Source organism: Stenotrophomonas sp. TWI809 (genome assembly GCF_039673205.1).
Lineage (GTDB): Bacteria > Pseudomonadota > Gammaproteobacteria > Xanthomonadales > Xanthomonadaceae > Stenotrophomonas.
This window is the reverse complement of sequence record NZ_JBDJLE010000002.1, coordinates 263,403-287,471: the sequence shown is the minus strand read 5'-3', so window position 1 is coordinate 287,471 and position 24,069 is coordinate 263,403. Positions and strand designations below refer to the sequence as shown.

The 24,069-nt window shown below is 67.5% G+C and carries 21 protein-coding genes; 9 read left to right on the top strand and 12 right to left on the bottom strand.

Annotation, left to right across the window (positions count from 1 at the left end; all coding sequences use genetic code 11):
- Positions 1–32: 32 nt before the first annotated feature.
- On the bottom strand, positions 33–551 hold the full coding sequence (locus ABE472_RS02950) for a c-type cytochrome (RefSeq protein WP_070474313.1): 519 nt from the start codon (positions 549–551) through the stop codon (positions 33–35).
- A 114-nt stretch (positions 552–665) separates the two neighbouring features.
- Positions 666–1,271, bottom strand: a complete 606-nt coding sequence (locus ABE472_RS02945) for a TetR/AcrR family transcriptional regulator (RefSeq protein WP_121044348.1) — start codon at positions 1,269–1,271, stop codon at positions 666–668.
- A gap of 146 nt (positions 1,272–1,417) precedes the next feature.
- Here ABE472_RS02945 and ABE472_RS02940 point away from each other — a divergent pair, with 146 nt between their 5' ends.
- Genes ABE472_RS02940 through ABE472_RS02930 form a run of 3 tightly spaced genes read left to right on the top strand, consistent with a single transcriptional unit; the run spans position 1,418 to position 6,252 of the window.
- Positions 1,418–2,581, top strand: coding sequence for an isovaleryl-CoA dehydrogenase (locus ABE472_RS02940; RefSeq protein ID WP_121044350.1), 1,164 nt, complete (start codon positions 1,418–1,420; stop codon positions 2,579–2,581).
- Positions 2,582–2,591: 10 nt separating this feature from the next.
- Positions 2,592–4,202: a carboxyl transferase domain-containing protein gene (locus ABE472_RS02935; protein WP_070426393.1), complete on the top strand. Its 1,611-nt coding sequence runs from the start codon at positions 2,592–2,594 to the stop codon at positions 4,200–4,202.
- 55 nt (positions 4,203–4,257) lie between these two features.
- Positions 4,258–6,252 (top strand): acetyl/propionyl/methylcrotonyl-CoA carboxylase subunit alpha, encoded by a 1,995-nt coding sequence (locus ABE472_RS02930; protein ID WP_346465419.1) that lies wholly within the window; start codon positions 4,258–4,260, stop codon positions 6,250–6,252.
- Between the two features lies 1 nt (position 6,253).
- Here the strand turns inward: ABE472_RS02930 and ABE472_RS02925 are convergent, their stop codons facing one another.
- On the bottom strand, positions 6,254–7,522 hold the full coding sequence (locus ABE472_RS02925; RefSeq protein WP_313219874.1) for a putative peptide maturation dehydrogenase: 1,269 nt from the start codon (positions 7,520–7,522) through the stop codon (positions 6,254–6,256).
- 112 nt (positions 7,523–7,634) lie between these two features.
- On the opposite strand from ABE472_RS02925, the gene ABE472_RS02920 reads away from it, so the two are divergent.
- Entirely contained in the window at positions 7,635–7,943 is a 309-nt protein-coding gene (locus ABE472_RS02920; protein WP_167390353.1) for an NHLP-related RiPP peptide, read from the top strand.
- Between the two features lie 10 nt (positions 7,944–7,953).
- On the opposite strand, the gene ABE472_RS02915 is transcribed toward ABE472_RS02920, so the two are convergent.
- The 4 genes from ABE472_RS02915 to aceB form a co-directional block, all read right to left on the bottom strand.
- Positions 7,954–10,443: a putative peptide modification system cyclase gene (locus ABE472_RS02915; RefSeq protein ID WP_346465417.1), complete on the bottom strand. Its 2,490-nt coding sequence runs from the start codon at positions 10,441–10,443 to the stop codon at positions 7,954–7,956.
- Positions 10,444–10,456: 13 nt separating this feature from the next.
- Positions 10,457–11,503: a GGDEF domain-containing protein gene (locus ABE472_RS02910; protein ID WP_313208905.1), complete on the bottom strand. Its 1,047-nt coding sequence runs from the start codon at positions 11,501–11,503 to the stop codon at positions 10,457–10,459.
- Between the two features lie 222 nt (positions 11,504–11,725).
- On the bottom strand, positions 11,726–13,018 hold the full coding sequence (aceA, locus tag ABE472_RS02905; protein WP_284128539.1) for an isocitrate lyase: 1,293 nt from the start codon (positions 13,016–13,018) through the stop codon (positions 11,726–11,728).
- A 52-nt stretch (positions 13,019–13,070) separates the two neighbouring features.
- A complete protein-coding gene (gene aceB, locus ABE472_RS02900; protein WP_346465414.1) occupies positions 13,071–14,717 on the bottom strand; it encodes a malate synthase A in 1,647 nt (548 codons plus the stop codon).
- A 108-nt stretch (positions 14,718–14,825) separates the two neighbouring features.
- On the opposite strand from aceB, the gene ABE472_RS02895 reads away from it, so the two are divergent.
- Positions 14,826–15,791, top strand: coding sequence for a LysR substrate-binding domain-containing protein (locus tag ABE472_RS02895; protein ID WP_121044373.1), 966 nt, complete (start codon positions 14,826–14,828; stop codon positions 15,789–15,791).
- 10 nt (positions 15,792–15,801) lie between these two features.
- Positions 15,802–16,704 carry a LysR substrate-binding domain-containing protein gene (locus tag ABE472_RS02890; protein ID WP_102788821.1) on the top strand — a complete coding sequence of 301 codons (903 nt, stop codon included), beginning with the start codon at positions 15,802–15,804 and terminating at the stop codon, positions 16,702–16,704.
- Here ABE472_RS02890 and ABE472_RS02885 read toward each other — a convergent pair.
- Both ABE472_RS02885 and lepB read right to left on the bottom strand, forming a co-directional pair.
- Positions 16,694–17,965, bottom strand: coding sequence for an MFS transporter (locus ABE472_RS02885; RefSeq protein ID WP_313219869.1), 1,272 nt, complete (start codon positions 17,963–17,965; stop codon positions 16,694–16,696). The genes ABE472_RS02890 and ABE472_RS02885 overlap by 11 nt on opposite strands.
- Before the next feature lie 132 nt (positions 17,966–18,097).
- Positions 18,098–18,727, bottom strand: coding sequence for a signal peptidase I (gene lepB, locus ABE472_RS02880; RefSeq protein WP_346465411.1), 630 nt, complete (start codon positions 18,725–18,727; stop codon positions 18,098–18,100).
- A 178-nt stretch (positions 18,728–18,905) separates the two neighbouring features.
- Here lepB and ABE472_RS02875 point away from each other — a divergent pair, with 178 nt between their 5' ends.
- Complete coding sequence (locus tag ABE472_RS02875) at positions 18,906–19,316, top strand: hypothetical protein (RefSeq protein WP_346465409.1); 411 nt, start codon at positions 18,906–18,908, stop codon at positions 19,314–19,316.
- 3 nt (positions 19,317–19,319) lie between these two features.
- The gene (locus ABE472_RS02870; RefSeq protein WP_346465407.1) at positions 19,320–19,769 is read left to right on the top strand and encodes a 3-dehydroquinate dehydratase; all 450 of its coding nucleotides are present in this window, start codon (positions 19,320–19,322) and stop codon (positions 19,767–19,769) included.
- A gap of 260 nt (positions 19,770–20,029) precedes the next feature.
- Here the strand turns inward: ABE472_RS02870 and dcp are convergent, their stop codons facing one another.
- The 3 genes from dcp to arfB form a co-directional block, all read right to left on the bottom strand.
- Positions 20,030–22,186 carry a peptidyl-dipeptidase Dcp gene (gene dcp, locus ABE472_RS02865; RefSeq protein WP_019184865.1) on the bottom strand — a complete coding sequence of 719 codons (2,157 nt, stop codon included), beginning with the start codon at positions 22,184–22,186 and terminating at the stop codon, positions 20,030–20,032.
- 146 nt (positions 22,187–22,332) lie between these two features.
- On the bottom strand, positions 22,333–22,893 hold the full coding sequence (locus ABE472_RS02860) for a lysophospholipid acyltransferase family protein (protein WP_313208918.1): 561 nt from the start codon (positions 22,891–22,893) through the stop codon (positions 22,333–22,335).
- Positions 22,894–22,939: 46 nt separating this feature from the next.
- Positions 22,940–23,371 carry an alternative ribosome rescue aminoacyl-tRNA hydrolase ArfB gene (gene arfB / locus ABE472_RS02855; protein WP_121044396.1) on the bottom strand — a complete coding sequence of 144 codons (432 nt, stop codon included), beginning with the start codon at positions 23,369–23,371 and terminating at the stop codon, positions 22,940–22,942.
- A 137-nt stretch (positions 23,372–23,508) separates the two neighbouring features.
- Here arfB and ABE472_RS02850 point away from each other — a divergent pair, with 137 nt between their 5' ends.
- A complete protein-coding gene (locus ABE472_RS02850; protein WP_313219865.1) occupies positions 23,509–24,045 on the top strand; it encodes a DUF2059 domain-containing protein in 537 nt (178 codons plus the stop codon).
- Positions 24,046–24,069: the final 24 nt, after the last annotated feature.

Sequence of the window (24,069 nt, the reverse complement as noted above, 5' to 3'; positions counted from 1 at the left end):
GGCGGCGTCGGTGGCCTGATCCGGCAAAGCCGTCATTTCAGGTTGGCGAGCATCCAATCGACCGTGGCATGGATCTGCTCCTCGGTCAGCGCCGGATTACCGCCCTTGGGCGGCATGATGCCACCGTCCGGGCCCGTATAGCCCTCCACTGCGTGCTTGTAGAGCGTGTCCTTGCCCTGGGCGATGCGCGCATCCCAATGCCCGTGATCCAGCGTCGGCGCCTTGCCGACGCCATTGGTATGGCAGGCGGTGCAGAGGTTGTCGTAGATCACCTTGCCGTCGGTGGTGCCACCGTAGGCGACCTGCGAGGCGGCTTTGACCAGCGCGGCGGCATGGGCGGCGGCCTGCGCGGCGGCACCGGTGCTGCCGGCGTACACCGCACCGGCCGGCGCGATGCGCTGCTCGGTACGTTTGGCCGCCATCGGCGAGACTTCAGGGGGAATGCTGGTATGCAGGTAGGCCGCAAAGATGATGAGGCCGAGTGTGATGGCCATCAGCAGCGCGATGACCATGGAAAAGCGTTTCAGGAACTCGAGGTCGTAATTCCGCACTCTCTATACCCCTGGCTGGTAGTCGTTGGACCACGGCTTGTCGGCCGAGTATGACCAGCGTCGGCGGCGCTGCGCAAGCGACCGCCGGGTGTCGCAATGCAGCATCGGCGCGGCTCAGGCGCCCGCGGCACGCAGGCAGAAAACACAGATCGACTCGACCAGCGCATCTTCGTCGCCGTGCGCGTCGCGGCTCAGTGCGGTCGGGCCGACCAGCGCCTCGGTGAACGCGCCGACGATGCAGGCCGCTGCGACATGGGTGTCCTGCGGCGGGAAGGTGCCTGCCTCCACGCCATCGGCGACGATGCGCCGGAACACATCGCCGAACAGACGGCGGCAGCGGATGCGCTCGGCTTCCACTTCCGGATCGACCGGCTCGGCGATGAAGGCATAGGCCAGCCCGGGCCCGGCCAGCGCGCGGCGCACGAAGGCGGTGATCGCCCGGCGCAGGCGCTCCGGCGCGGGCAGCGGCTCGGCCGCGATCGCCTCGAAGATGCGCAGCTCGTGCTCGACGGCGGCGGTGAGCACCTCCACGAACAGTTCGGCCTTGGAGGGGAAGTGCCGGTAGATCAGGCCGGTGGAGACCCCGGCTTCGGCCGCCACCGCGGTCACCGGGGCGTTGCGGTAGCCGCCGGCCGCCACCAGCACACGGGTCGCCAGCAGGATGCGTTCACGGGCGCCGGCAAGGCGTTCTTCCATCAGGGCGGAGCGTTTATAGGCCATTTGTTGATTCTATGTTCAATTTTTGAATTTGTGTTCACTTCTTTGTCGAACCCGGCTACGCTGGGGGTACATCGCCCGCGGGACGGCCCTGTCAGCCCGTCCATCCCTCCCGGCGCGTCCCATCCCTTGTTGTTGCGGAGTCGCCCATGCACGTCCCGACCATGAACTTCGATCTCGGCGAAGAGATCGACCTGCTGCGCCAGAGCGTGGCCCATTTTGCCTCCGCTGAAATCGCCCCGCTGGCGGCCCAGGCCGACGAAGAGAATCTGTTCCCCAATGCGCTGTGGCGCAAGCTCGGCGAACAGGGCCTGCTCGGCCTGACCGTGGAAGAGGAATACGGCGGCAGCGGCATGGGCTACCTCGCGCATGTGGTGGCGATGGAAGAAATCTCGCGCGCCTCCGGTGCCATCGCGCTGTCCTACGGTGCGCACTCGAACCTGTGCGTGAACCAGCTGCGCAAGAACGGCAACGAAGATCAGAAAAAGCGCTACCTGCCCGGCCTGTGCAGCGGCGAGCTGGTCGGCGCGCTGGCCATGAGCGAACCGGGCGCCGGCTCGGACGTGGTCTCGATGAAGCTGCGGGCGGACAAGCGCGGCGATCACTACGTGCTCAACGGCAACAAGATGTGGATCACCAACGGCCCGGATGCCGATGTGCTGGTGGTCTATGCCAAGACCGATCCGGATGGCGGCGCCAAGGGCATCACCGCGTTCCTGATCGAAAAGGGCATGAAGGGCTTCTCCACGGCGCAGAAGCTGGACAAGCTCGGCATGCGCGGCTCCAACACCTGCGAGCTGGTCTTCCAGGATTGCGAAGTACCCGAAGCCAACGTGCTTGGCGTGGTCGGCGGTGGCGTCAAGGTGCTGATGTCCGGTCTGGACTATGAGCGCGTGGTGCTGTCCGGTGGCCCGCTCGGCCTGATGGCCGCCGCGATGGATGTGGTGATGCCGTACGTGCACGAGCGCAAGCAGTTCGGCGAGGCGATCGGTACCTTCCAGCTGATCCAGGCCAAGCTGGCCGACATGTACGTGGGCCTCAATGCCTGCCGCGCCTATGTCTACGCGGTGGCACGCGCCTGCGACCAGGGCCGCACCACGCGCCAGGACGCGGCCGGCGCGATCCTGTATTCGGCCGAGAAGGCCACCTGGCTGACCGGCCAGGCGATCCAGATCCTGGGCGGCAACGGCTACATCAACGAGTACCCGACCGGGCGGTTGTGGCGCGATGCCAAGCTGTATGAAATCGGCGCCGGCACCTCGGAGATCCGCCGCATGCTGATCGGCCGCGAACTGTTCCAGCGCACCAAGTAAGGGCCCTGCCATGACCGTATTGAGCACCCAGCTGCAACCGGGCAGCGACACCTTCGAGGCCAACCGCGCCGCGCTGCAGGCGGTGGTCGACGACCTGCGCGCCACCCTGGCGCAGACCGCACTGGGCGGCAGCGAAGCGGCACGCGCCAAGCACACCGCACGCGGCAAGCTGCTGGTGCGTGACCGCATCGATGCCCTGCTCGACCCGGGCAGCGCCTTCCTGGAAATCGCCCCGCTGGCCGCGCACGGCATGTATGGCGACCCGATCCCCAGCGCCGGCGTGGTTGCCGGTATCGGCCGGGTCTCGGGCGTGGAGTGCGTGATCGTGGCCAACGATGCCACGGTCAAGGGTGGCACCTACTACCCGATGACGGTCAAGAAGCACCTGCGCGCGCAGGAAGTGGCCGAGCAGAACCGCCTGCCCTGCATCTACCTGGTGGATTCCGGCGGTGCGTTCCTGCCGCTGCAGGACGAGGTGTTCCCGGACCGCGACCATTTCGGCCGCATCTTCTACAACCAGGCCAACCTGTCCGCGCAAGGCATTCCGCAGATCGCCTGCGTGATGGGCAGCTGCACCGCCGGTGGCGCCTACGTGCCGGCGATGAGCGATGAAACGGTGATCGTGCGCGAGCAGGGCACCATCTTCCTCGGCGGCCCACCGCTGGTGAAAGCGGCCACCGGTGAAGTGGTCACCGCCGAAGAACTGGGCGGTGCCGATGTGCATACGCGCATCTCCGGCGTGGCCGACCACATGGCCGACAACGACCTGCAGGCGCTGGCCCGGGTCCGCGCGATCATCGCCCAGCTCAACTGGCGCAAGCCCGAGCCGGCACTGGCGGTGCAGGCCCCGGTGGAACCGCGGCATCCGGCCCACGAGCTGTACGGCGTGATCCCGGCCGACACGCGCAAGCCGTACGACGTGCGCGAAGTGATCCTGCGCCTGGTCGACGATTCGCGCTTTGATGAGTTCAAGCCGCGCTACGGCAACACCCTGGTCACCGGCTTCGCGCACCTGCATGGCTACCCGGTGGGCATCATCGCCAACAACGGCATCCTGTTCTCCGAGTCCGCGCTGAAGGGCGCGCACTTCATCGAACTGTGTACCCAGCGCGGCATTCCACTGGTGTTCCTGCAGAACATCACCGGCTTCATGGTCGGCCGCAAGTATGAGCACGGCGGCATCGCCAAGGACGGGGCCAAGCTGGTGATGGCCGTGGCCTGCGCCAAGGTGCCCAAGTTCACCGTGGTGATCGGCGGCTCGTTCGGTGCCGGCAACTACGGCATGTGCGGCCGCGCCTACTCGCCCAACTTCCTGTGGATGTGGCCGAACGCGCGCATCGGCGTGATGGGCGGCGAGCAGGCCGCCAGCGTGCTGGCCACGGTCAAGCGCGACGGCATCGAAGCCAAGGGCGGGCAGTGGTCGGCCGAGGAAGAAGACGGCTTCAAGTCGCCGATCCGCGCGCAGTTCGAATCGCAGGGCCACCCGTACTACGCCAGCGCCCGCCTCTGGGATGACGGCGTGATCGATCCGGCCGACACCCGTCGTGTGCTGGGCCTGGCGCTGTCAGCCAGCCTCAACGCCCCGGCGAAGAAGACCGACTTCGGCGTGTTCCGCATGTAATGCACGGGCGGTGCCGCCTGGCACCGCCGTCCCTGGCCCGCGCAACGAGACCACCATGTTCACCAAGATCCTGATCGCCAACCGTGGCGAAATCGCCTGCCGCGTCATCGCTACCTGCCAGCGCCTGGGCATCGCCACCGTGGCGGTGTACTCCGACGCCGACCGCAACGCGCGCCACGTGCGCCTGGCCGACGAGGCCATCGCGATCGGCCCGGCGCCGGCGCGCGAGAGCTACCTGCGCGGCGACGCCATCCTGGCCGCCGCCCGCCGCACCGGCGCGCAGGCGATCCATCCTGGCTACGGCTTCCTCTCGGAGAACGCCGGCTTCGCGCAGGCCTGTGCCGAGGCGGGCATCGTGTTCATCGGCCCCTCCGCCGCGGCGATCCGCGCGATGGGCGACAAGAGCGCGGCCAAGGCGCTGATGCAGCAGGCCGGCGTGCCGCTGACGCCGGGCTACCACGGCGACGAGCAGATCCCCGAGTTCCTGCGCAAGCAGGCCGACAGCATCGGCTACCCGGTGTTGATCAAGGCCAGCGCCGGCGGCGGTGGCAAGGGCATGCGCCGCGTGGATGACAGCGCCACCTTCACCGAGGCGCTGGCCAGCTGCCAGCGTGAAGCGCAGTCCGCCTTCGGCAACGCACACGTGCTGGTCGAAAAGTATGTCGAGCGTCCGCGCCACATCGAGATCCAGGTGTTCGGCGACAGCCACGGCAACGTGGTGTACCTGTTCGAGCGCGACTGCTCGGTGCAGCGCCGCCATCAGAAGGTGCTCGAAGAAGCGCCTGCGCCCGGCATGACGCCCGAGCGCCGCGCCGCGATGGGCAAGGCCGCCGTCGATGCCGCGCGCGCGGTCAACTACGTCGGCGCGGGCACGGTGGAGTTCATCGCCGGCCCCGATGGCGATTTCTACTTCATGGAAATGAACACCCGCCTGCAGGTGGAACACCCGGTCACCGAGTGCATCACCGGCACCGACCTGGTGGAATGGCAGCTGCGCGTGGCCAGCGGTGAGCCACTGCCGCTGCAGCAGGATCAGCTGCAGATCCGCGGGCATGCACTGGAAGCCCGCCTGTACGCCGAAGATGCCGACCGCGGTTTCCTGCCCTCCACCGGCACCCTGCGCCACCTGCGCCTGCCGGCCAACACCGCGCACGTGCGCGTGGACGCCGGTGTCGAGCAGGGCGATGCGATCACCCCGTTCTACGACCCGATGATCGCCAAGCTGATCGTCTGGGATGTCGACCGCGACGCCGCGCTGCGCCGCATGCAGCAGGCCCTGGCCGAGTGCGAAGTGGTCGGCGTGACCACCAATGCCGCCTTCCTGCGCCGGCTGGTGATGACCGATTCGTTCACCCAGGCCAAGCTGGACACCGCGCTGATCGAGCGCGAGCAGGCCGCCCTGGCCCCCAACGACGGCGACAGTGATCCGGCGCTGTTGGCGCTGGCCGCGATTGCCGGCGTGGCCACCAGCGAAGCCGCCCGCCGTGATGCGCGTGACCCGCACTCGCCGTGGCAGGCCCAGGACGGCTGGCGCCTCGGCGCGGCCGCTGCACGCGCGCTGACGCTGGAGCACCGGGGCGCGCAGCGCAGCGTCACCGTGCAGGGCGCGGGCGCGGGCGCGGGCGAACAGTGGACCGTCCACATGGACGGCAACGCGCTCGCGGGCAGCGGTGGTTTGGACGGTGATGCACTTCGCGTACAGATCGGCGAGCAGCTGCACCGCGCCACCGTCATCCGCGACGGCAACGAGCTGTACCTGTTCGGCAGCGAAGGCGTGCAGCGCTTCACCCTGCATGATCCGGTCAGCGAAGCGGACCAGTCCGTTGCCGATGCTGGCAGCCTGGTCGCGCCGATGCCGGGCCGTATCGTCGCCACACTCGTGTCACCGGGCACGGCGGTCAAACGCGGCGCGCCGCTGCTGGTGCTGGAAGCGATGAAGATGGAGCACACGCTGCAGGCACCCGCCGATGGCACCGTGCAGGGCTACCGGGTGAAAGCCGGAGACCAGGTGGGCGATGGGGCGGTGCTGGTGGATTTCGAGGCGGGGTGAGTCACCCGGTTGGCGGCTCGGCAGTGAGTACCGGCGTCCACACCTGGCCGCCGGGGTCGAACTCAGAGGTCGACATCTGCTGTGCGCGCCAGCCTACGCCACACACGGCGAGCGGGCTGAGCTGCATGGGATCCATGCCGAGCACCTGCTCGATATCCTGTTCGTTGATCGCGGCCGTAACAAAGGCCCCCAGGCCCTGTTCGGTCGCGCAGGTCAGCAGCAGCTGCGAGATGTGGCCAACATCCAGGATCACCGCGCGGTAGGCCTTGGGATGGTGGCGGTACTTCCAGTAGGTGCGCGCGAACCGGGGGGCCAGCACGATCAGCACCGGCGCATCGGCAAACCAGTGTTGGCCTGCGGTGAACAACGCCGCCAGCTCTGCCATGGACCGCGCATCGGAAGGCAGGGCGGACACGCCGTGCGAGGCAGGATCGTAGTGATACAGACCCGCCTGGAGACCCTCGACATGCTGCACCAGCAGATACGCTTCGGTGGGATGCAGGCCCCCGGCGGACGGTACGTTCTTTTTGAGAAACACCGCGTCTTCTTCGACCACCTGCCGTCCAGTTTCAGCCAGGGTGCGCTGCAGCAGTCGTGACAGCTCGGCCAGCGGCAGTGGCTGCGCCGTATCGAAGTTGCGGCAGGTGCTGCGCTCGCGCAGGCTGCGGTCGAACGCCTCCTCGGGCTGGCGTGGCAGGCGACGAGGTTCTCCTGCGTGGGGAGCCAACGCGGGCGGTGGCGGCCCAAGGTGTGCACGCAGCCCCGCCGCGGTGTGCAGTCCCGCCGATTCCAGGGCTTTCACGCTGTCCTGGCCCTGCCAGCGGCCCTGCCAATGGAGCATCGCGGCAGGTCCCCACCACGGCACCTGCCGCAGCTGCGCTTCACGTTCAGCCAACGCGTCGCGATCTGCGCCCTGTGCCTGGACCAGCCCATGCGCCAGCAGGTAGCGCAGATCGCTGTCATCTTCCCCGGCGGGCCGTGGCTCCCATCGCTCCGGGTCGAGACGTCCCAGCAGCAGCACCTGTGACTCATTGAGCTCGACCGGCGCCGGCAGGTGCGGTGCCAGCGCCGTCCAGACACTGCGCAGGGTCATGCCCGTACCACCGGATACCAGCGCGCGCAGATCGAAGGAGGTCTGCTGTCGGGGCTCGAGGTAGAGGGTGCGGCATCGGCGCAGGTGGAGGGTATCGTGCATGGGCAGCCAGAAAGGGAAGCATCGCGTGTTCCAGTGTGTCGGCCGGGATCGCCAAAGATGAAGGCCGATGATCATCGGGCGACTCAAGCGCTTCACGCGCCGGCCGCTATCGATCGCGGCTGTAACGTCACACCCCGGCCTGCGCGTACGCCCCCTCCTTCCCTCCGCTATCTCCGAGACATCCCACATGACCAGCACTTCTCCGCCGCTTTCCTCCAACGATGCCGTACAGCTGCTGGATCTGCTCAGCAGCGACGATACGTTCCGTACCCTGTTCCAGGCCGATCCCGCCGCCGCGCTGGCGACCATCAGCGCCGAGGCGGGCGCGGCATCGTGCGACTGCGAATCAGGCGGTCCGCTGGCCAGCAAGGAAGAATTCCTGGCCGCTCGTACGCGCCTGCTCGCCCACCTGACCGCCACCAGCTCGTTCAGCTTTCCGCACTGTTTCGTCAGCGGTGACATCGACTCACAACTGCAGCGCAAGCCGCAGCCCTGAGGTCTGGCGGTTACTGCAACGACGTCGCGTCCAGACGTCGTTGTGCGGCCCGGCTGTCATGGACATTCAGCGCCTGCAGGAGATAGGAACCGGCGTTCTCCGCGTAGGCCCTGCCGCGTTGTGTCGCCAGCCAGCGTTGCTCGGCGGCGGCAGCCACCTGGTCCCCGGCGGCCACCAGGCTGTCCTGCAGGGCGACGTGGACCTGGAACAACTCGCTGCCGTCGATGAGCGCGCGCAAGCGCTGCACCGATTGCGCAGCCCGGCCATCCACGCGATCCTGGTTGGCCACCAGCACCGCCACCATCTGCGTTCCACGCGGGTCATCCAGTGCCTTGGCAAGTCGCTGCAGATGCGGCAACTGGCGACGTGCCACGTCATAGAGCTCGGCGCGTTGCGCGAGATAGGCCGAGGCAGCGGCCATGTACAGCCACTCTCCCCGCTCGCCTGCCGCAGGATCGGCCGCCTGCGCGATCATGGTGGCGATAAGCTGCTCATATTCGTGTGCGCCGGCCTTTCGCACGGCAATGCTGGCCAGCGAAAGCGACTGCGCCTGGAACATTCCGCAGATCCGCGCATTGTCACCACAGTGGCGCAGCGCACCTGCATTGGCCCGCAGTGCCGCCGCCGGCTCGCCTGCGTCCAACGCGACGGCGGTGCCCTCCAGGTGCATGGCAAGATCATCCTCCCGAGCGGCGGCAAGCATGCGCTGGGCGCCCACCAGGTCGCCATGAGCGGCGAGCGCGGCGACCATGTGGCGGTTCACTGACCATTGACCGATCCGTGCGGATTGACGATAGCTGCGCAGTGCCGCATCGGCGTGATTCTGCGCCAGCTCGGCGCGACCGAGCGCCTGCAACGCCATGGCCTGCAACGGGTTCTGTGCGACAGCGGCCTTGCGTGCAGCCTGCTCGGACTCGCTATACCGCCCCACGCTCAGCATGGACCAGGCGTAGTTGGCATGGGCGCCGTGGTAATCGGGATAGAGATCGCCCAAGAGCTTCCACTTTTCGGCCGTGGCGAGTGTTCCGGCGCCGTTGAGATCGGCATCCCAGGCGTCCATGTACAGCCGATCCCGCCCTGACAAGCGACCGGCAGCGCGTTTTGCCGCGGCCAGCGATTGCCGGGCCCCTTCGGGATTGCCCCGGCCCCACTGGATGCGCAGCTGTGCCAGGTAGGCGAACGCGAAGTCCGGATCGAAACGCACCGCCTGCCCGAAAAACCGCTGCGCGTCGTCATAGCGTCCATCGCCGTATGCTTTGACGCCCATCGCGTAGGCATGCAGCGCATCCAGGCTGGCCGTCGCCACCTTGGGCAGCGGCATCGAGTCCCGCGAGATGTCATGCATGGCCTCGCCGAGCTCCACGCGCATCTGAGCCACGACGTCATCGGTGGATCCCAGCAGGGATTCCATGCCGCGGCCATCGGCATGGTCGGACCACGCCGTATTGCCGGTGTTGGGATCGATCAGTTCCAGTGAAACACGCAGCCGCCCATGCACTTCGGCCACGGTGGGTACGATCACGGCTCTGGCACCCTCACGCAGCGCGACCTCGATCGCCGCGTCGCGGTCCAGCGCTCCACCTTCGCGACGCATCCGCTCCAGCGTTTCCTGCACCTTCATGTCGCTGAGCACATTGACGTAACGCGACTGCTCCAGAGAAATGCGGAACGCCTGTTGAAGACTGTCGTCCAGCAGTGCATTGCCGGTCAGGTTATGGAGGTTGCCCAGTACCACCCAATCCCGTTCGCCGAAGGCAATGGCCGGCGTCGGGCGTAGAAAGGCCCAGGTGCCGAAGACCATGCCTGCCACCAGCGCCACCTCGGCCAGCAGTGTCATCGGCCGGCGCCACAGCGGCACGGCACGGCGGGCCTTGGGGCTGCCGCGTGGGGCACGCAGCGGCGCAAACTCCGGTTCGCCCACTTCATGGATGTCCTGGCGACCGGGCATGCCCTTGAACCGCCAGCCGCCGTGCGATTTCCACACCAGTCGCTCGCCACGCTCCCCCAGCTCGCCCACCGCGCGATGGGTCAGCGATTCGGCCACGGCCGAGAGCAGGATCTGCCCGGGCCGGGCAAGGGCCATCAGGCGCGCGGCCATCGGCTTGGCCAGGCCCTCGACCTCCAGCGATTTGGCCCCAACCTTGATCGCCTCGGGGCTGTTTTCCCAGGTCAGCACTTCGCCGACGTGCAGGCCCGCGCGTGCGCGCAGCACGATGTTGCGTTGCTTGCCGATCTCCTGCAGGCCGCGCTGGTAATCCAGCGCAAAGCCGAGACCATCGATGGCGCGCTCGAACAACAGCAGCAGGCCATCGGAACGATCGATCAGGCGACCATTCCACGGTTGCTGCAACACCAGCACCAGCCGGTCATGCGCCTGGAACAGCTCCGCCGCCGCCGCATCGCCAATCCGCTCCACCAGGATCAACGAGTCGCACAGATCGGTGAACAGCAGCGCCCGCATCTGCGGGGCCTGGGTCGACGTTCCGTTGTCGCCGTTCATGCCGATCTCCCGATCAGGGTGTGGCGGTCGCTGATCGCGACCAGTGCAATCGGTTGCCGCCCAGCCGTTTGGCCTGGTACAGCGCATTGTCGGCGCGGGCGTACCACTCGCTCCAGTCGGTCTGCGGGTCGATCAGACAGACCCCGATGCTGACCGGGCACACATGCGGCACGCCATGCGCACGGCCGATCAGGCCATGCACCGCGCTGAGAATGAACTCGGCGGCGTGCTGCAGGCTGTCCTGGTCGGCGCTGCGCAGCAGCAGGCAGAATTCGTCGCCGCCCAGCCGGCAGGCCACGTCCGGCTCGGTGGCCACCGAGCGCAGGATGTTGGCCACGCTCTGCAGCACGCGGTCGCCGGCCTGGTGGCCGTGCACATCGTTGACCTGCTTGAACTGGTCGCAGTCGATCAGCAGCAGGCCCTGCGGCGCGCTGTTTTCCTGCGCACGGCAGTCCTGCAGGTAGAGCGCGAGGCCACGCCGGTTGTGCAGGCCGGTCAGCTCGTCGGTGCGCACCAGCTCGCGCGTGTGGGTGAGCTGGTGAGTGGTGACGTAGAGGTTGTCCAGCGCGGTTTCGAGATCGTGGTTGCGGCGGCGCAGCTGGCGGATCAACACCTGCTCGTTGCTCACCACCCGCATGATCGTGCGGCGCAGGAAGTAGGCCAGCAGACCAGGGTCGCGGTCGACCAGACGCTGGAAATCGTCGTGGTCCAGTTCCAGCACGATGCTGTCCTCGACCGCACGCGCGCCGGCCGTGCGCTGGTGGTCGCCGATCAGCAGGCCCAGCTCGCCGAAGAATTCATTGGGACCGAGTGACTTCACGACGAGGTCTTCGCCGAAGTCCAGTTCGATGCAGCCGCTGACGATCACGTACATCGTGTTGCCGGCGTGGCCGCGATGGAACAGATGGGTGCCTGAGGGCAGCTTGCGTTGCCGGCCGAATTCGGAGAACAATGCGGACTCGCCGTTGCTCAGGATGGCGTGCACGATCTCAGCCATCGCCTTGCGGTCGATGTCTGGTTCCTGTTCGCACATGATCGCCGCCGCACCCTTGCCGGTCATTTCCGAACACCCGCTTTTCAGCGTCCCCCTGGTGAGCGATGGAGGATAGCACTCCTCAAAACTGTGCGCCCTATCCCATTTCCGACTTTTACCCCCCAAGATCGTGAAAACACGCGTGTTCTACCGCGTGTGACGATGTGAAGAGGCGGGTCCCGAGACGACGCAGGGCGGCCGATCCCCGACCGGCCGCCCTGTGGGCCTTCCTTGGCCGCCCTTCCTGGATCAGGCCGCCCGTTCGGCGTTGAACTGCTCTTCCTCGGTGGACCCGCTCAGGGCGGTGGTCGAGGACTGGCCCTGCTGGATCGCCTGGGTCACCGCGTCGAAGTAGCCGGTGCCGACCTCGCGCTGGTGCTTGACCGCCGTGAAGCCGCGGTCGGCGGCGGCGAACTCGGCTTCCTGCAGCTCCACGAAGGCGCTCATCTGGCGGCGGGCGTAGCCGTGGGCCAGGTTGAACATCGAGTAGTTCAGGGCGTGGAAGCCGGCCAGGGTGATGAACTGGAACTTGTAGCCATATTTGGCGATCTCCTTCTGGAAGGTCGCGATGGTGGCGTCGTCCAGGTTCTTCTTCCAGTTGAAGCTGGGCGAGCAGTTATAGGCCAGCAGCTTGCCCGGGAACTTGGCGTGGATCGCTTCGGCGAACTTGCGGGCGAACTCCAGGTCCGGCTTGCCGGTCTCGCACCAGATCAGGTCGGCGTAGGGGGCGTAAGCCAGGCCGCGGCTGATGGCCTGGTCCAGGCCGTTGCGGGTCTTGTAGAAGCCTTCCACGGTGCGTTCGCCGGTGGTGAACGGCTGGTCGTTGCCATCCACATCGCTGGTCAGCAGGTCGGCGGCCTCGGCGTCGGTACGCGCCACCAGCAGGGTCGGCACGCCCATCACGTCGGCGGCCAGGCGCGCAGCGTTGAGCTTTTCGATGGCCTCGCGGGTCGGCACCAGCACCTTGCCGCCCATGTGCCCGCACTTCTTCACCGAAGCCAGCTGGTCCTCGAAGTGCACGCCGGCCGCGCCGGCCTCGATCATCGCCTTCATCAGTTCGAAGGCGTTGAGCACGCCGCCGAAACCGGCTTCGGCATCGGCCACGATCGGCTGCAGGAAGTCGATGTCATCCTTGCCTTCGGCATGGTGCAGCTGGTCGGCGCGCAGCAGGGTGTTGTTGATGCGCTTGACCACCGCCGGCACCGAATCGGCCGGGTACAGCGACTGGTCCGGGTACATCTGGCCGGCCAGGTTGGCGTCGGCGGCGACCTGCCAGCCGGACAGGTAGATCGCATTCAGGCCGGCCTTGACCTGCTGCATGGCCTGGTTGCCGGTCAGCGCACCCAGCGCGTTGACGAAGTCCTTTTCCTGCAGGTACGTCCACAGCTTCTCCGCGCCCAGCCGCGCCAGCGAGTGCTCCACGTGCACGGTGCCACGCAGGCGCACCACATCGGCGGCGGTGTAGTTGCGGGTGATCCCGGCCCAGCGCGGGTCGGTGTTCCAAGCGTGCTGGATCTGTTCGGCGGTCTGCAGGGTGCTCATGTCGAATCTCCAAAGGGAACGGATGCGGTAACAGCAGGTGGATGGCGGGTGGTCAGTCGAGGCGGTCGTAGGCCGGCAGGGTCAGGAAGTCGGTGAGCTCCTCGCGGCGGCTGAGGTCGGCCAGCAGCGAGATGGACTCGGGGATGCGGGCGCTGCCGGGCAGCGCGGCGCTATCGCCCAGCCGCGCCGGCAGCTGGGCCAGGGTGGCGTCGAGCAGGGCCAGGTCGATGGCGGTGCCGTCGTCCAGGTGCTGGCCGGGGGTATGCAGCCACTGCCACAGCTGGCTGCGGCTGATCTCGGCGGTGGCCGCGTCTTCCATCAGGTGGTGGATCGGCACGCAGCCGTTGCCGTCCAGCCAGGCGGCCAGGTAGCGCACGCAGACCTCGACGTTGCCCTCGAAACCGGCGCGGGTGATGGTGCCGGTGGGCGCGGCGATCAGGTCATCGCGGCCCACCTGCACGTCGTTGCGCAGCACGCGGTGCTGGTTCGGTCCGGGCATGTGCTCGTCGAAGATCGCCTGCGCGACCGGGATCAGCGCGGGGTGGGCGACCCAGGTGCCGTCATGGCCGGCGGTGACTTCGCGCAGCTTGTCCGCCCGCACCCGCGCCATCGCCTGCTCGTTGGCGGCCGCGTCGTGGTTGATCGGAATCTGCGCGGCCATGCCGCCCATCGCATGCGCGCCACGGCGGTGGCAGGTGCGGATCAGCAGCTCCGAATAGGCCTTCAGGAACGGCTGGGTCATTGTCACCTGGCCGCGCTCGGGCAGCACCTTGTCGGCGTGCCGGCGGAAGGTCTTGATGTAGGAAAAAATGTAATCCCAGCGGCCACAGTTCAGGCCGACGATGCGGTCGCGCAGCGCATGCAGGATCTCATCCATCTCGAACACCGCCGGCAGCGTTTCGATCAGCACGGTGACCTTGATCTGCCCGTGCGGCAGGCCCAGCATGCCCTCGATGTGCGACAGCGCGGTCTCCCACAGCGCCGCCTCTTCCATGCTCTGCAGCTTGGGCAGGTAGAAGTACGGGCCACGCTGCCTGCACATCAGCGTGCGGGCGTTGTGGAAGGCGAACACCGCCGCATCGAACAGGCCACCGGCGATCGGCTGGCCATCGATGCGCACGTGCTTCTCATCCAGGTGCCAGCCCCGCGGGCGGACGATCAGCACGGCCTGCTCGTTGAACGGCCGCAGGGTGTACTGCTTGCCCGGCTTCCCATCCACGGACGGGCCGGTGTGGGTCAGATCGCCACGCACCGCGCCGATCAGCGCCTGCTGGCCGGCCAGCAGGTTGCGCCAGGCCGGGGCGGTGGAATCCTCGAAGTCGGCCATGAACACCTTGGCGCCGGAGTTCAGCGCGTTGATGACCATCTTCGGGTCGGTCGGGCCGGTGATCTCCACCCGGCGGTCCTGCAGCGCCTCCGGCAGCGGGGCGACGTGCCAGTCGCTGGCGCGGATCTCGGCGGTATCGGCTCGGAAGTCCGGCAGGCCGCCGCCATCGAAGAAGGCCTGGCGGGCCACGCGTGCCTGCAGCCGGCGCTGACGCTCCGGCTCCACCGCCCGGTGCAGCGACACCAGCAGCGCCAGTACCCCCGCCGGCAGCAGCGCGGACTGGCCAGCCAGCTGGGTGGTGAGGGCAATGCCGGGGGTGGCCGGTGCATCGGCGGGGGTGGGCTGGGCGGTGGCGTAAGCGACGGCGGACATGGCGGGCTCCTGCGGTGCGGTTGAGCTCCACCGTGCGCCGCCGTGCCGATATTTGACAAAGCAGTTATTGCAATGGCTTACATAAGGTGGGCTTATACTCGTGACGCCATGACCACGCCGCGCACGCCAAGTCCCCGGTTTTCCTACAAATCCGATCGGCTCAAGCCGCTGCGGGCGTTCTGCCAGACGGTCCGCCTGGGCTCAGTCTCACGGGCAGCTGAGGCGCTGTTCGTCAGCCAGCCGGCCATCAGCCAGCAGTTGCAGGCCCTGGAGCGCGAACTCGGGGTCAACCTGTTCGAGCGCAGCGGCCGCCGTTTGGTGCCCAGCCGCGAAGGTCAGTTGCTGTACGAGATGGCGCTGCCGCTGGTGGAGAACCTGGACGGGCTGGAGGCCAGCTTCCGCGACAAGGTCAAAGGGCTGGACGCCGGCGAGCTCAACATCGCGGCCAACAGCTCGACCATCCTGTACCTGCTGCCGCGCATCGTGGAGCGCTTCCGCCAGCGCCACCCGGACGTCCGCCTGACCCTGCACAACGCGATCAGCGCCGACGGCACCGACCTGCTGCGCAGCGATGCGGCGGACCTGGCGGTGGGCTCGATGACCGACGTGCCGGCCGACCTCAGCTACGCCCCGGCCTACCGCTTCGAGCAGGTGCTGATCGCCCCGCCCGATCATCCGCTGGCGCATGGCGAACTGAGCCTGGAGGCGATCTCGCAGTACCCCCTGGTGCTGCCGCCCAAACGCCAGATCACGTACCGGCTGGTGGACCAGGTGTTCCAGCGGCATCGGCTGCCCTACACCGTGGCGCTGGAGGTGGGTGGCTGGGAAGTGATCAAGCAGTACGTCGCGATGGGCATGGGCATCTCGATCGTGCCGGCGCTCTGCCTCCACGATGCTGATCGCGAGAAACTGGTGACGCGCTCGATGAGTGCGTGGTTCCCGGAGCGCAGCTATGGGGTGATCGTGCGGCGCGGGCGTTTCCTGTCACCGCAGGCGCGGGCGTTCATCGAGCTGATCCAGCCGGACCTGTTCAGTCCGCGCAGCTATGATGAAAGTGGTCATTCCGAGCGCTGACGCACGCCCCATGTCCATCGAACTCCGCCACCTGCGCTACTTCCTGGCCGTCGCCGAGACACTGCACTTCGGCCGCGCGGCCGAGCGGCTGGGGATGTCGCAGCCGCCGCTCAGCCAGCAGATCCGCCAGCTGGAAACACTGCTCGGCGCGCGGTTGTTCCTGCGCGCGAACCGCCGGGTGGAACTGACCGACGCCGGTCGTGTGCTGCAGGAGCAGGCGCGTGAGGTGCTGGCGCGGGTGGAGACCGCGATCGATCTGACCCAGCGCGCGCAGCGCGGGGAAACCGGTGAGCTGCGCATCGGGCTGACCCGGGCCACGCCGCTGTCCACGCAGATTCCGCGCGCGATCTTCGCCTACCGTCAGCAATTCCCGCAGGTGCAGTTGAAACTGCGCGAGATGAACACCCTGCAGCAGATCGATGCGCTGATGGCCGGCGAGCTGGATGTCGGGTTGATCCGCAAACGTGCCCTGCCCGCGCCGCTGATGTCTCGCAAGCTCTTCAGTGATCCACTTGCGCTGGTGGTGCACGATCAGCATCCGCTGGTGCGTGAGTTGCCGGCCGATGCGGCGGTGGCGCTGCGGCTGTTCGCGCATGAGCCGTTTGTCGGTTTCCTGCGCGAGGTGGGTGCGGGCATCCACGATCATGTCATCGCGCTGTGCCGCAGCGCGGGGTTCACCCCACGCATCGTGCAGGAGGCAGGGGAAGCCTCGACGCTGATCAGCCTGGCGGCCTCGGGGCTGGGGGTAACGGTACTGCCTGCCTCGTGCTGCCATATCCAGGTGGACGGCGCGCGCTTCGTCGCACTCAGTGATCGCGCGGCCAGTTCCGAAGTGCACGTCGCCTGCCGACGCGGTGCGGCGTCGCCCTTGATCGGTCACTTCACCCGGCTGCTGCAGGGTGTCAGCGGCTGAGCGCGAGCGTAGCGGTACCCGGTTGCACGCGCTGGCCCAGGCGCCAGGCGATCACGCCACCGGCTACAGTCAGTACGCCGACGAAGCCGCACACGCCCAGCCAGTCCCAGCGGGTGTAGAACACGCCGCCGAGCACGCCGGCCACGCTGGAGCCCAGGTAGTAGGCGAACAAATACAGGGCGGACGCTTCGGCGCGCATCGCACCGGCGCGGCTGCCAACCCAGCTGCTGGCCACCGAGTGGCCGCCGAAGAAGCCGAACGTCACCAGCGCGATGCCGGCCGCCATGCAGCCCAGCCACGGCATCGCCAGCAGCACGATGCCCAGCGCGATCAATCCGTAGCAGATCGCCAGCACGCGGCTGCGGCCATGGCGGTTGGCCTGCTGCCCCATCCACGCCGAGCTGAAGGTGCCGACCAGATACACGCTGAAGATCAAACCGACCACGGTCTGGCTGAGGCCATACGGCGGCGCCAGCAGGTGGAAGCCGAGGTAGTTGTAGAGGGTGACGAACACGCCCATCAGCACGAAGGCGGTCGCGAACAGCCACGGCAGACCGGGATCGCCGAACAGGCTGCGCCAGCGCGCCGGCAGTTCGCGCAGGCCGCCACGGCGGCTCTGGAAGTGGCGCGAGGGCGGCAGCTGGATCCACAGCAGCACGGTACTGAGCAGCGCGATCAGCGAGACCACGCCAATGCCCCAGCGCCAGCCCCAATGGTCGGCGACGATGCCCGCGATGAGACGACCACTCATGCCGCCGATCGCATTGCCGCCGATGTACAGGCCCATCGCCAGGCCCAGCGCGCGGCTGTCCATTTCTTCGGCGAGGTAGGTCATGCCCACCGCCGGTACGCCACTGAGCGCGATGCCGAGCAGCGTGCGCAGCACCAGCAGCGTAGTCCAGTCATCCACCATCGCGGTGGCGACAGACAACACGCTGGACGCCAGCAACGCCGCGACCATCACGCTGCGGCGCCCGATGCGGTCGGAGATCAATCCCGCGATCAGCATCGAGACCGCCAGCAGACCGGTGGTCAGCGACAGGGTCAGCGCACTGTTGGCTGCGGAGACGCCGAAGTGGCGACTGAATTCGGGCAGCAGCGGCTGCACCGTGTAGAGCAGCCCGAAGGTGGAGAAGCCGGCCAGGAACAGCGCGGCCGCCGTGCGCCGGAAGGCCGGGGTGCCCTGCTGGATCTGATCGCCGTCCGCCGCTGCGGTGGCCGGGGAGCTGCGATCGGGGACCGCTGCGGTGTCGCCATTCATGCCGGTAAGGCCCGCGTGGACGGGCCGGAGCGAGGAGTCAGCGCTCAGGATAGGCAGCGCCGGCAGGTCGATCCATAACCTGATAGATCTGAATCGAGACGATCCAGATATCGATTCAGATCGTGGCCGGGATTACAGCGCCTGCCAGGTCAGGCCTTCCCCACGGCGGTAGTAGACGTGCGACGCCTTGCCATACAGCGCGCTGGCCTGGACCAGGCCGAAGAAGCGGCCGTCGGCGCTGTTGCCGCGGTGGTCGCCGAGCATCAGCACCTCGCCCGCCGGGACGGTCAGCCCGGTGATATCGGGCCCGCCGCCCTGGCCCAGATCCAGCTGCGCCAGATGCTGGCCGAAGTCTTCGATCTCGCCGACCCCGGCCTGGGCCAGCGGATGGCCATTGATGCTCAGGTGACCATCGTGCAGCTCGACCCGATCCCCGCCGACCGCCGCGATGCGCTTGATCAGGCGGGTGCCGTCCTGCGGTGAATCGAACACCGCCACGTCACCCCGCTGCGGCTGGCCGGTGTGCAGCAGCTCCATCGAGGTGAACGGCAGGCGCACGCCGTAGGCACGCATGTCCACCACCACCCGGTCGCCCGGCATCAGCGTGTGCTGCATCGAGCCGCTGGGCACCTGGTAGTGATTGGCCAAGGTGTCGCGCGCCGCGGCGAGCAGGCCGAGCATCACCAGCAGCGGCAGGGCTTCCTTCCTCAGCCAGCGCAGCAGGCGATGGTCGGTGGGGGCGGCGTCGGCGGGGGTGTCCATACGGGCGCTCCAGGAAGTGTGTGGCTGTGACCGGATGGACGGCGGGCAAGTTCCCTGCCCCGCGCTGAAAAAGCTACGCACTGTTTACGCAGGGGCCGTCCGGTCGGCATCGCGGTTTTACGGGGCGCGGCCGCATCGTGGCGACACCGCGCCGAAGGGCGCTTCGAAGAGACGTTCCATGACCATCCTGCTGATCCGGCACACACCGTCGAACGCCGTGCCGGACGCGTCGCCGCTGCCTGCGCGGGTCGCCGGGCACCGCCTGGCCTGCCGCGACTGCGACTCCCTGCCGACCTTGGTACGCTGCCTGCAGCGTGCCCAGCGCAGCCGCCCGGCACTGGTCCTGATCGCCACCGCGGCGGTCGATGCGCCGCAGTGGGCCCGTTATGGCCAGGCGCTGCGCACCGCGCTGGAGGACCTGCCGGCGCCGTACATCGAGATGGCCAGCAACGACGACGACGCGCTGGACGAGCACCTGCATCCGCAGCATGCTCCGGCCGCGCGGGTGGTGTGCAGCAGCGGCCGCCAGGACGCGTGCCGCCTGTCGTTGGCGATCGCTGCCCATCGCCTGCAGGCCGTGGAGGACTGAACCATGTCGATCTTCATCATCCGCGGGCCGGAAGCGGCCGGGCAGCTGATCCGTACCGCGCAGCCGTTGCCGCCGCTCGTTCTCAAATCCCTGGTGCACCGTGCGATCGATGCGGGCACCACGGTGGCGATCCGCGCGTGCGGCTCGGAGCAGGAGTTGCTGGATGCCCTGCGCGTGGCCGATCACAGCCGCGGCGAAGTCACCCTGCTCGATCCGGGTGCGTGCGTGGACAGCGCGCGCCTGCAGCGCCTGCTGCCGCATCTGCACAACGCCTACGTGGAAGTGCACGACGACGATGCGCGCGCACCGGAAGCGTGCTTGCCAGCGGAGGTGGGCCAGCGCATCGGCGTGGCGCGCGGCTACTGCGCGCAGAGTTACATGCACGCGCTGGAGATCGCGCTGGATCACCTGGGGTGCAGTGAGATCGCCGAAGGCGTGCACGTGGGGACGTGATGCGCGGAGTCGGTGGGGCGGGTGCTGGGCCCCTATGCCCTTGGAGGCGAAATAAAGGGGGAGGCGGCGGCCGCAGGCCGACGCCGGAGGACATTCGCCGGAAAGGGCATAGGGGCCCAGCGCCCGCCCCAGCGGAGCCGCAACCAAAAAAAACGGCAGGGTTTCCCCTGCCGTTTTGGTTTCAGCGTGTACCGGTGGCAGGCGTATCGGCCAGTCACCGGCGTACCGACCAACGGTCGGTACCTACCGGGATGCCGCGATTATTTCAGGCCACGATTGACCAGCAGCGGTTCCACCGACGGATCCTTGCCGCGGAACTCGCGGTACAGATCGGCCAGCTCCACGCTGTTGCCGCGCGAGAGGATCTTGTCGCGGAAGACCTGGCCGTTCTCCGGGGTCAGGCCACCATTTTCCTTGAACCACTCGAAGGCGTCATGGTCCAGCACCTCGGCCCAGAAGTAGGCGTAGTAACCGGACGAATACCCGCCACCCCAGATGTGATCGAAGTAGCTGGTGCGGTAGCGCGGCGGCACCTGCGGCAGGTCGACCTTGAACTTCTTCAGCGCGGCCGCTTCAAACGGGGCGACGTCCTGCAGCTTGGCGTCGGCCGGCTGGGTGTGCCAGGCCAGGTCGAGCAGGGCCGCCGAGAGATACTCGGTGGTCGCATAGCCCTGGTTGAAGGTGCGGGCCTTGAGGATCTTGTCGACCAGCGCCTGCGGCATCGGCTCGCCGGTCTTGTAGTTCTTGGCGTAGTTGGCGAAGACCTTCGGGTCCAGCGCCCAGTGCTCGTTGAACTGCGAGGGGAACTCGACGAAATCGCGCGAGGTGCTGGTACCGGCGATGGACGGGTACTTCACCTTCGAGAACATGCCGTGCAGCGCATGGCCGAACTCATGGAACATCGTGGTCACGTCATCGAAGCTCAGCAGCGCGGGCTGGCCGGCGGCGGGCTTGGTGAAGTTGCACACGTTGTAGACCACCGGCTTGGCACCGGTCAGGCCGTCCTGTTCGACGAACACGTCCATCCAGGCGCCACCGGACTTGCTGTCACGCTTGAAGTAGTCGGTGTAGAACAGGGCCAGCGAGGTGCCGTCCTTGTCGAACACTTCGTAGACCTTCATGTCCGGGTGGTAGGTCGGGATGTCGGTACGCGGCTTGAAGGTGATGCCGTACAGCTGCGTGGCGGCGTAGAAGACGCCGTTCTGCAGGACGTTGTCCATCTCGAAGTACGGCTTGATCTGCGATTCGTCCAGGTCGTACTGCGCCTTGCGCACCTGTTCGGCGTAGAAGTCCCAATCGGAGGCAGCAAGCTTGAAACCGCCCTTCTGTGCGTCGATCACCTTCTGCATTTCGCTGATCTCGCCACGCGCCTTGGCGGTCGCCGCCGGCACGGTGTCGGTCAGCAGCTTGAGCGCGGCGGCCGGGGTCTTGGCCATCTGGTCGGCCAGGCTGTAGGCGGCATAGTTCTCGAAGCCGAGCAGCTTGGCCTTCTGCGCGCGCAGCTGGGCCAGGCGCTGAATGGTCTCGCGCGTGTCGTTGGCGTCGCCCTTTTCAGCACGGGTTTCCGACGCCTTGAGCACGGCGGCGCGCTGCTCGCGGTCGCTCAGCGAGCCGAGCACCGGCTGCTGGGTGGTGTTCTGCAGCGGCAGCAGGTACTTGCCATCGAGGTTGCGGGCCTTGGCATCGGCGGCGGCGGTGTTGATCGCATCCTCGTCCAGGCCGGCCAGCTTGGCCTTGTCATCGACCACCACGGCACCGGCGGCGGTCGCAGCCACCAGACGGGTGTGGAACTGCGTGGCCAGCGTGGTTTCTTCCACGTTGAGCTTGCGCAGCGAGGCCTTGTCGGCATCGTTCAACTGCGCGCCGGCGCGCACGAACTCCTGGTAGTCACGTTCGACCAGGCGCTTCTGCACCGGGTCCAGGCCCAGCGCATCGCGCTGGTCGTAGATGGTCTTGATGCGGGCGAACAGCTTCGGGTCGAGGTTGATCTCGTCCTGGTGTTCGGCCAGCTTCGGGGCGACTTCTTCCTGCACCTTCTGGCGTGCATCGTTGGTGTCGGCCTGGACCAGGCCGAAGAAGATGCGCGACACGCGGGTCAGCGTCTCGCCACTGCGCTCCAGCGCTTCGATGGTGTTGTCGAAGGTGGCCGGCTCGGGGTTGTCGGCGATCTTGCGGACTTCAGCCAGGTGCTGCTTCATGCCTTCGTTGAAGGCCGGCAGGTAGTCACTGTCCTTGATCCTGTCGAACGGCGGCGCCTGGAACGGCAGCGTGCTGGCGCTCAACAGCGGGTTGGCGGACGCATCGGCCGGCTGCTGGGTCGGGGCGGGCTGGGTATCGGTCACGGGGGTGGACTCCTTGCCGGAACAGGCCGCCAGCGCCAGGCTGATGGCAGCGGCCAAAACTACGGTACGCGACATGAAACGGGCTCCTTGGATGAGGGCGCGGGACGGAAAATCCCGCAGCCGGTCACCCTACTCCCAAAGCCCGCAGGCGGCATGTGCCGGTCGTGGCGCGTGGCTGTGCGGGCCGTGGGGGCTACTCCGCCCGACCCGCCCGGCCGCGCTCAGACGGTGCCGCGGGTCTTGCCCTGCCAGGGGCGGTAGTACGCGCGGATCGCGGCCATGTCGGCCACGTCGTTGCCAGTGGGATGGAACAGCGGGCCGATGCCGATGGTCTTTTCCGGGTAGTGGAAGTACGCCGCCAGCACGGGTACATCGGCCATGCGCGCGATCTTGAGGAAGCCGGCCTTCCAGTGCTGCACCGCCTTGCGCGTGCCTTCCGGGGTGATCGCGTACCACAGGCGGTCCGAGCCACGGATCAGGCTGACCGCCTGCTCCACGGTGCCCTGCGGCGAGCTGCGGTCCAGCGGGATGACGCCGAGCTTGCGCAGCAGCGGCCCCAGCGGCCACCAGAACAGCGAGGCCTTGCCCAGCACCTTGACCTGCATGCCCAGCGCGATCTTCGCCGCCATGCCCCAGAAGCCGTCCCAGTTGGACGAATGCGGGGCGATGATGAACACCACTTTGGGCACATCGGGCAGGGTGCCGGTCACTTTCCAGCCGCCCAGGCGCAGCGTGCAGCGGGCCAGCCAGCGGAGGAAGCGGTTCGGTTTGACCTGCGGCATGTTCGGCGGAACCACCGGCAACAACGGACTTCGGTTGTTCAAGCAATCACTCCCAATTGCGTGTGGTGCGCCCGCGCTTGATCTGCGCGCGCCCCTTTTTGGCGTCCAGACGACGCAGTTTCGACCCGTAGGTCGGCTTGGTGGCCACGCGTGCCTTGGGCACGCTCAGCCCCGCCTGGATGAAGGCGGCCAGTCGATCGCGCGCGTCCTCGCGGTTACGGTCCTGGGTACGGAAACGCTGTGCATCGATGACCAGCACGCCTTCGCCGGTCATGCGCCGGTCGCGGCGGGCCAGCAGGCGCGCGCGCAACGGCTCGGGCAACGAAGGCGAGCCGGCCACGTCGAAGCGCAGTTCGACGGCGGTGGAGACCTTGTTGACGTTCTGGCCACCGGCGCCGCTGGCGCGCACGAACCGCTCGACGAGTTCCGTATCCGGAATCGTCAGGTGCGCGCTGATGGTGACTGGCCCGTTGCCCATGGGCGGCATTGTAAGGGGAGGACCGCCAGTCGGGTGACTGCAACGTGCGTGGATGTCGCCGATAACGTCCTCAATTACGGCCTGATGACGCCATCGCAGGTATTCTCCGGAGTCCACGCAACGCAGGATGCTCCGCCATGTCCCTGATCCGCCCGTTGGCCCGCCGCGGCCTGACCCGCCTCACTCTGGCCCTGGCGCTGGGCCTGGCCGCGATCGCGCCGGCCTTGGCCGCGCCGCCGTCGGATGCCGACATCAACCGCCTGCTGGCCGCCTCGCGCGCGCAGAGCATGCTCGATACGATGCTGCCGCAGATCGAGGCGATGCAGCGCCAGCAGTTCCAGCAGGTGGCGCAGCAGCGTCAGCTGGATGCGACACAGCAGGCCCAGCTGCAGCGGATCGAGCAGCGGACCAGCCAGACCGTGCGTCAGGCGCTGTCCTGGAAGGAGCTGCGGCCGATGTACGTGGATCTGTACAAGCAGACCTTCAGCAAGGAAGACGTGCTGGCGATGGCGGAGTTCTATGAGAGCTCGGCGGGGCAGAGCCTGCTGGACAAGACGCCGGCACTGATGCAGAACGTGATGGTGGCGATCCAGGCCAAGATGCAGCCGCTGTTCGTGGATCTGCAGAAGGACCTGGAAGCGATCGTCAATGAGCCGGCGCCGGCAAAAAAATAACCGGTAGAGCCGACCGTTGGTCGG

Bases quoted from the DNA above. Each gene is read 5' to 3' on its own strand.
- ABE472_RS02945 (WP_121044348.1), bottom strand. From the start codon at position 1,271: ATGGCCTATAAACGCTCCGCCCTGATGGAAGAACGCCTTGCCGGCGCC.
- ABE472_RS02940 (WP_121044350.1), top strand. From the start codon at position 1,418: ATGCACGTCCCGACCATGAACTTCGATCTCGGCGAAGAGATCGACCTG.
- ABE472_RS02935 (WP_070426393.1), top strand. From the start codon at position 2,592: ATGACCGTATTGAGCACCCAGCTGCAACCGGGCAGCGACACCTTCGAG.
- ABE472_RS02930 (WP_346465419.1), top strand. From the start codon at position 4,258: ATGTTCACCAAGATCCTGATCGCCAACCGTGGCGAAATCGCCTGCCGC.
- ABE472_RS02925 (WP_313219874.1), bottom strand. From the start codon at position 7,522: ATGATCATCGGCCTTCATCTTTGGCGATCCCGGCCGACACACTGGAAC.
- ABE472_RS02920 (WP_167390353.1), top strand. From the start codon at position 7,635: ATGACCAGCACTTCTCCGCCGCTTTCCTCCAACGATGCCGTACAGCTG.
- ABE472_RS02915 (WP_346465417.1), bottom strand. From the start codon at position 10,443: ATGAACGGCGACAACGGAACGTCGACCCAGGCCCCGCAGATGCGGGCG.
- ABE472_RS02910 (WP_313208905.1), bottom strand. From the start codon at position 11,503: ATGACCGGCAAGGGTGCGGCGGCGATCATGTGCGAACAGGAACCAGAC.
- aceA (WP_284128539.1), bottom strand. From the start codon at position 13,018: ATGAGCACCCTGCAGACCGCCGAACAGATCCAGCACGCTTGGAACACC.
- aceB (WP_346465414.1), bottom strand. From the start codon at position 14,717: ATGTCCGCCGTCGCTTACGCCACCGCCCAGCCCACCCCCGCCGATGCA.
- ABE472_RS02895 (WP_121044373.1), top strand. From the start codon at position 14,826: ATGACCACGCCGCGCACGCCAAGTCCCCGGTTTTCCTACAAATCCGAT.
- ABE472_RS02890 (WP_102788821.1), top strand. From the start codon at position 15,802: ATGTCCATCGAACTCCGCCACCTGCGCTACTTCCTGGCCGTCGCCGAG.
- ABE472_RS02885 (WP_313219869.1), bottom strand. From the start codon at position 17,965: ATGAATGGCGACACCGCAGCGGTCCCCGATCGCAGCTCCCCGGCCACC.
- lepB (WP_346465411.1), bottom strand. From the start codon at position 18,727: ATGGACACCCCCGCCGACGCCGCCCCCACCGACCATCGCCTGCTGCGC.
- ABE472_RS02875 (WP_346465409.1), top strand. From the start codon at position 18,906: ATGACCATCCTGCTGATCCGGCACACACCGTCGAACGCCGTGCCGGAC.
- ABE472_RS02870 (WP_346465407.1), top strand. From the start codon at position 19,320: ATGTCGATCTTCATCATCCGCGGGCCGGAAGCGGCCGGGCAGCTGATC.
- dcp (WP_019184865.1), bottom strand. From the start codon at position 22,186: ATGTCGCGTACCGTAGTTTTGGCCGCTGCCATCAGCCTGGCGCTGGCG.
- ABE472_RS02860 (WP_313208918.1), bottom strand. From the start codon at position 22,893: ATGCCGCAGGTCAAACCGAACCGCTTCCTCCGCTGGCTGGCCCGCTGC.
- arfB (WP_121044396.1), bottom strand. From the start codon at position 23,371: ATGGGCAACGGGCCAGTCACCATCAGCGCGCACCTGACGATTCCGGAT.
- ABE472_RS02850 (WP_313219865.1), top strand. From the start codon at position 23,509: ATGTCCCTGATCCGCCCGTTGGCCCGCCGCGGCCTGACCCGCCTCACT.